The sequence below is a fragment of the Streptomyces sp. NPDC006384 genome (assembly GCF_042870695.1).
In the GTDB taxonomy this organism is placed as follows: Bacteria; Actinomycetota; Actinomycetes; order Streptomycetales; family Streptomycetaceae; genus Streptomyces.
Genome location: NZ_JBIAHR010000011.1, coordinates 261,216 through 267,215, shown reverse-complemented (window position 1 = coordinate 267,215; position 6,000 = coordinate 261,216). Strand labels below are relative to the sequence as shown.

Annotated in this window: 4 protein-coding genes; 1 reads left to right on the top strand and 3 read right to left on the bottom strand. The window is 70.9% G+C overall.

The genetic code is table 11. The annotated features are described in order from the left end of the window. Positions 1 to 1,749, bottom strand: a 1,749-nt coding sequence (locus ACFYOJ_RS17950) for a tetratricopeptide repeat protein (RefSeq protein WP_388597236.1), incomplete at its 3' end; no start/stop codon positions are given. A gap of 446 nt (positions 1,750 to 2,195) precedes the next feature. After that, a complete protein-coding gene (locus tag ACFYOJ_RS17945; RefSeq protein ID WP_356553027.1) occupies positions 2,196 to 2,717 on the bottom strand; it encodes a hypothetical protein in 522 nt (173 codons plus the stop codon). 248 nt (positions 2,718 to 2,965) lie between these two features. Here ACFYOJ_RS17945 and ACFYOJ_RS17940 point away from each other — a divergent pair, with 248 nt between their 5' ends. Further along, positions 2,966 to 3,319 carry a hypothetical protein gene (locus tag ACFYOJ_RS17940; protein ID WP_356553029.1) on the top strand — a complete coding sequence of 118 codons (354 nt, stop codon included), beginning with the start codon at positions 2,966 to 2,968 and terminating at the stop codon, positions 3,317 to 3,319. A gap of 419 nt (positions 3,320 to 3,738) precedes the next feature. Here ACFYOJ_RS17940 and ACFYOJ_RS17935 read toward each other — a convergent pair whose 3' ends face one another. After that, entirely contained in the window at positions 3,739 to 5,559 is a 1,821-nt protein-coding gene (locus tag ACFYOJ_RS17935; RefSeq protein ID WP_356553030.1) for an IS481 family transposase, read from the bottom strand. Positions 5,560 to 6,000: the final 441 nt, after the last annotated feature.

The window sequence follows — 6,000 nt, the reverse complement described above, 5'->3', positions numbered from 1 at the left end:
GTCGGGGTGGTCCTCGCCCAGCACCCGCACCCGCACCCGCAGCGTCCGCTCGAACAGCGGGATGGCCCGCGCCAGATCACCCGCCGCGCGGTAGGCGCCGGCGAGGTTGTTGCGGGAGGACAGGGTGTCGGGGTGGTCCTCGCCCAGCACCCGCACCCGCACCCGCAGCGTCCGCTCGAACAGCGGGATGGCCCGCGCCAGGTCCCCGGCCGATTCGTAGGCGCCGGCGAGGTTGTTGCGGGAGGACAGGGTGTCGGGATGGTCCTCGCCCAGCACCCGCACCGCATCGTCCAGCGTCCGCTCGAACAGCGGGATGGCCCGCGCCAGGTCCCCGGCCGACTGGTAGGCGTAGGCGAGGTTGTTGCGGGAGGTCAGGGTGTCGGGGTGGTCCTCGCCCAGCACCCGCACCCGCACCCGCAGCGTCCGCTCGAACAGCGGGATGGCCCGCGCCAGATCACCCGCCGCGCGGTAGGCCTCGGCGAGGTTGTTGCGGGAGGTCAGGGTGTCGGGGTGGTCTTCGCCCAGGACTCGTAGGCAGGTGGTGTGTGCGCGGTCGAGGTAGGTAATGGCACGGCGGAGTGTTCCCTGGTCTTTGAGGAAACCGCCGGCGTAGCTGAGCAGGCGGGCCGTGGTGTGGGTGTCGGTGTCGGTGTCGGCGTGGCGGGCGAGGGCGTCGACGTGGGGCAGCAGTTCCCGCCACAGCGGCCAGTTGGCCGGGTTGTTCCAGTCCCGTGGCAGGACGGTGTGCAGACGGCCGGTGGCGTGCTGGCGGGCCTGCTCGATCTGTTCGGGGGTGCGGTGGGGGTGGCCGGGCTCGGGGGTGCGGGCGACGGCCTGGACCAGACGGTGCACCGACACCGTGCCCGCGGCCGGGTCGACGGTGAGCATCCCGTACGCCGACAGCACCCCTACCCCCTCCCACATCCCGCCCCCGCCATCCCCACCATCCCCGCTGTCCTGGCTGTCCTGGCTGTTCTGGTCTGGGTCTGTCGCGGGGAGGAGGGCGGTGGGGATGTGGTCGGGGGCGAACCAGGCCAGCACGCGCAGCAGGCCGGCCGCCTCGGGCTGGATCTGGGAGACACGGTCCAAGGTGACGTCCCAGATCCGGGCGATGGTCCGCTCCGCAGGGGTGTTCACCGCGCCCCGGCCCAGCATCCGGCCCGGCTGCCGGGCGAGGAGCTCACGGTAGGCGCGGGGGGTGATGAACGGGTTCTGCGCGAGGTAGGCGCCCGCCTGCTCCACGGCCAGCGGAAGATGCCCGAGTTCCTCGCACAGACCGGCGGCACCGCTCATGTCCCGGCCCGGGTGATCAGCCACGGCGATGCGTGTCAGCAGCTTCAGCGAGTCCTCGGGATCGAGGACGTCCAGACGTACCACGGTCGAGGCCCCCGCCGCGCTCCAGCCGGTGGTGAGACGGGAAGTGATCAGAAACCGGCCGCCACGCGCCCGGCCGACCAGAGCGGCGATGTCGGCGGGGTCTTGCACATTGTCCAGAACAACGAGCCAGCCGGTGTGGCAGGCCAGCCACTGCAGGCCCCACTCGGCAAGGGCTTCCACCGGCAGGACACGGGCCAGGAGAGGCTGCAGGGCGACGGCCAGGTCGGCCAGCCCCTGCTGCACACCGGCCGGACTGTCCGCGGTGAACCAGCGCACCGGCACATACCCGTGCGCACGCGTCGCAGCCCAGTGAGCGGCCAGGGTGCTCTTCCCGATCCCGCCCAGCCCCGACACCGCCTGCACCAACGCCACCCCCACCCCCTCCAACGCCGCATCCAACTCCCCCAGCTCACCACCACGCCCCACAAACAAACCAGGATGGAAGGGGTGAGCGTCGAGGCCTGCGCGTGCCGGTACCTCGGTTGGTGGGTGGGCTTCGGGGGGCAGGTTGAGGGTGATGGAGTTGTCGATTCCGGTGACGGCCTTTGCTCCGTGGGTAGCGGTCGCGTTTCCGCTGCCTGTCACCTCCTGCCAGGTGCCGGCCGCAGGATCCGCGGAGACCGGGCTGCCGCCCGCGCCGGCATCGGCGACGCGCACCTCTTCACCGCCAGCATCGTCGCGCGGCGCGGACACGGCGACGCCTGGGCCGGGTCTGCCGTCGCTGCGTCCGCGCCGAAACCACCGGACCATGCCGCCCCGCCTCTCGTCCATGCTGTGTCTTCCCGCCAGCCCGTCGGCCCTCGGGTGGTTGCCGCGTCCTACCGGTTGTCGTTGACGATGCCGGTGACGGCGCTGGAGCCCGCTCCGGTGGCCTCCGCGTTTCCGGTGTGGGCTGCCCGTGCCGGGCCCCGGCGGCCGGGACCGGTGTTCTTCACGCCGGTGACCGCGCTGCCCCCGTCCTGGGCGACCGCGGTGCCCGTCGCGAACGCTGAGTCACCAGCCGTGGCGGCGGCGAACGCCACCAGCTCCCGCAGTTCGGTCACCGCGCGCTGCCGGCCTTCCTCGTCGAGGCCTTCGAGCAGTGCCTCGAACCGGCCCGCCCACACGCCCTCCTGCCGCAGCCGCAGTGCTGCGGCGTCACCGGATCCGGAGGTCGCGGGAAGGAGGGTCTGCGCGGTCGCCTCCAGCCGCTCCAATTCCGCTGCGGCCCGCGTGCTGTCCCCGCGGCCGAAGATCTCTGCGACGCGGCGCCTCAGCCCCGTCCACGCGTCCGTCCCTGCCGCCTGCACTACTGCGCTGCCCCCTGCCGCGGCCAGCGCCGTCAATCCCTCAGCCAGCACAACCCACACCCCTCGCTCACGACGTTCCAGCCGCCCGGTTGGCGGCCCGGACACCATCACAGCGTTTCTTCTGTCAACACGCGGCACAAACAGCAAGAGTTCCCGCATCCGATCCGCCTCCCCGCTCATGTGAATGAAGGACGCTCCACCCTTCGCTGTGCGGAGGAGACCATTCCGGACATGGCAGGGCTGACAGCACCTCACAATGAGGCCCTGCCAATACGTCACAGGGCGAGAAAGGGGCCGGTATGCCGGCATGGGTGAAGTACACGGTGATCCTGGCTGCGGTGGTGGGGATCGTCTCGACTCCGCTGGTCTGGCTGCTCAACGGCCCGGACACCGGGCAGATGGTCGGCGCTGTGGTGCAGGCGGCGACCGGGGTGGCCGCCCTGGTCTGGGCGGTGATGCAGCAGCCGCAGACGGCATCCGAGCAGTCGGCCATCGACACCGGGGATGCCCGGGCCACCGGCGGCGGCGATGCCAACACCGGCAAGCGCCGCTCCGGCGCAACAGGCGGCGGCCCTGCCCGGGCGGAGCGCACCGGCAACGCCACGGCGAACGGCCCCGGCAGCAGGGCCAACACCGGCATCGACAACAGCTGAGCCACCCCGTTACAAGCCGCGCCCCCGACCGCCGACCGTGGGGCAGGTGTGCTCGCTGGTGACGTGCGCACGCCTCGGGGCGGGCTTGAACCATGGTGCGCCGCGGCCCGTCTACGACGGACCCATGACCGGCGTCACCGCACCACACGAGAGGCACACCGTGGCACGACCTGAACGGCACCACAACCACGAAAGTGCTGGCGATAGCGCTGCCGGACACCTCGAACATCACCCGCCCGCAGGCACCGCAGCGCCGGGCGCCCCAGGCGGACAGAACCCCTACCGAGCCGATGTCGTCACGTCGGCAGCACAGCCTGTCAACGGCCATGTGGTTCTCCCCAGAGTGTGAGGTCTCACGAGATCTTGGACAGTTTGGCCCCAGAAGATGCTGGACGTCACCGGTAGATGCTGGACAGCCGCTACTTCCTCGTGCGCGCGACCGCCTTGAACTGCCTGATCGGCTTGTCGCTGGTGCGGGCGTGGGTGGACAGTTCGACGTCGCCGTCCAAGACACGGAAGACGGTGTCCTCGATGAGGATGGTCACGGCTTTCCCGACGTGAGCCCGGCCGATCCGCAGACGCTGGCCGCCAACCATCACCACGCCGTCCGCGGGCACTTTACGCTGAGCCTTCAGTGCCTGCGCCGACGGCGGGATGATCGCGGTGCGCGGGCTGCGAGCTCCACTGATCTGGGCTCGTTGCTCCGGTGGGATGGGCGCGGGCAGCGTCTTGACCACGCGGCCGTCGGCGATGACGTGCATCAGCTGGCCGTCGAACCGCAGGGTGACCTGCTGTCCGGCGAGCTGGGCCGCGAGCTTGACGCGCTGCCCGCCCAGTCCGACGTCACCGTCCCGGCCGACCAGCCGGTCGACCTCAACCACGAGCGGGGCCCGCGGCGCGTCGGGCAGGGCGGGCGCCGCTGGTTCGGGGCCGGCGATCCGTCCGCCGCGCTGCACCAGCGCCTTCAGGTCGGCCGCGGTGAACTGGGAGGTGCGGGTGCGGGCGAGTTCGCCGTCGATGAAGACGTGGATGCTGCGCTCGTCGGCCCAGACGGTGGCGGTGCGTCCGCCCAGCGCGGCGGGGAACTTCAGCTGCTGGCCAGAAGGCAGACACAGCCTGCCGATCGGCGAGATGAGCGCCTCGAACTCCACTGCCCTGATGTGGGATTCATCGACGGGCAACCGCGGTGAGGGCAACAGCGCGGACAGCTGCAGCGCCAGCAGCTCGGCCGTCGCAGGCGTTGCCTCGTCCTGCGGTTCGGGCAGGTGGACCTCGTGCCGGTCCCGTTTCGGGTCTTTGGCCGTGGGGCGGAACACGGTGGCGGGCACGGCCATGTCGAGGGCCTGGTGCGGCCGGCTGTGGTTGTAGCCGTGCACCCAGGCGTCGATGGCGGCCTGGGCTGTTGCCTGGTCCGCGAACGGGCCGACGTGGTCGAGCAGTTCGCGCCGCAGAGACTTATGGAACCTCTCGATCTTCCCGGTGGTGGTCGGTGATCGGGGTTTGGTCAGTCGGGCGGTGATGCCGTTCTCCCGGCAGATCCGCTCGAAGAGGACCTCGGCCGGGACTGGCTTGGTGAAGCGGCCAGTGAACTGCTTGCCGTTGTCGGTCAGCACTTCCGACGGCACCCCGTAGGTGGTCATAGCCTCGGCAAAGGCGGTGCACACCGCGCGGCCGGACGGCTCGGCGACCACCTTGGCGATCACGATGAACCGTGAGTGGTCGTCGATGCCGGTGACCAGCTTGCACTCGCGCCCGCTTGCCAGGAACACCCCGCCCATGATGTCCAGCTGCCACAGCTGCATCGGGGCGTCGCGCTGCCAGCGGCGGTAGACGCGGCGATGGTTCTGCTCCTGGTGGTTGATCAGTCCGTGTCGGGTCAGGATCCGGTGCACGGTGGACCGGCCGGGCACTGGCACCAGCCCGCGCCGGCCCAGCTCGTGGACGATCCGGCGGGCGCCCCAGCGGGGGTAGGAGCGGCGCAGTTCGCAGACCAGGGCCTCGACTTCGGCAGGCACCTGGTGCGGCGAGACGTGCGGTCGGCGCGACTTGTCCACCAGAGCGTCCAGCCCGCCAGTGTGGTATCGCTCGACCCAGGTGTACACCGACTGTCGCGACGCACCGAACTGACGGGCCACCTGCACGACCGGCGCCCCGTCCAGCACCTGGAGCACCGCCCGGTAGCGGTGCTCGGCCATCCACCGCCGGTCGTCCACCGGTTCCGGCTCACGCGTTTCCGTCATGGAAGGACCAACGAGTCACGGTCGTCCAGGATGTGCCGAGACCGTCAAATATGCCGCGGGACCGTCCAGCATCAACCGGGACAGAACTGTCCAACAACCCGTGGGACTTCACACTCTGGGGAGAACCACATGGCCGTTGACACCCGGGATCTCGGGTTCATGTCCTCTCCGCGCGAGCGGAGGTGAGCCGGTACCGCGGTCCCGGTCGCTGGTTCTTCGCCTGTCCTCTCCGCGCGAGCGGAGGTGAGCCGGCCCACTCTCACGCCGCCCGGCCTGCCAGGTTGTTCTCTCCGCGCGAGCGGAGGTGAGCCGGACGTGCCGTACGCGCTCGGGCTGATGGCCGCGTCCTCTCCGCGCGAGCGGAGGTGAGCCGCAGACCGACGACGCGATCCCGACCGCCGTCCGGTCCTCTCCGCGCGAGCGGAGGTGAGCCGCAGACCG

Bases quoted from the DNA above. Each gene is read 5' to 3' on its own strand.
- ACFYOJ_RS17940 (WP_356553029.1), top strand. From the start codon at position 2,966: ATGCCGGCATGGGTGAAGTACACGGTGATCCTGGCTGCGGTGGTGGGG.
- ACFYOJ_RS17935 (WP_356553030.1), bottom strand. From the start codon at position 5,559: ATGACGGAAACGCGTGAGCCGGAACCGGTGGACGACCGGCGGTGGATG.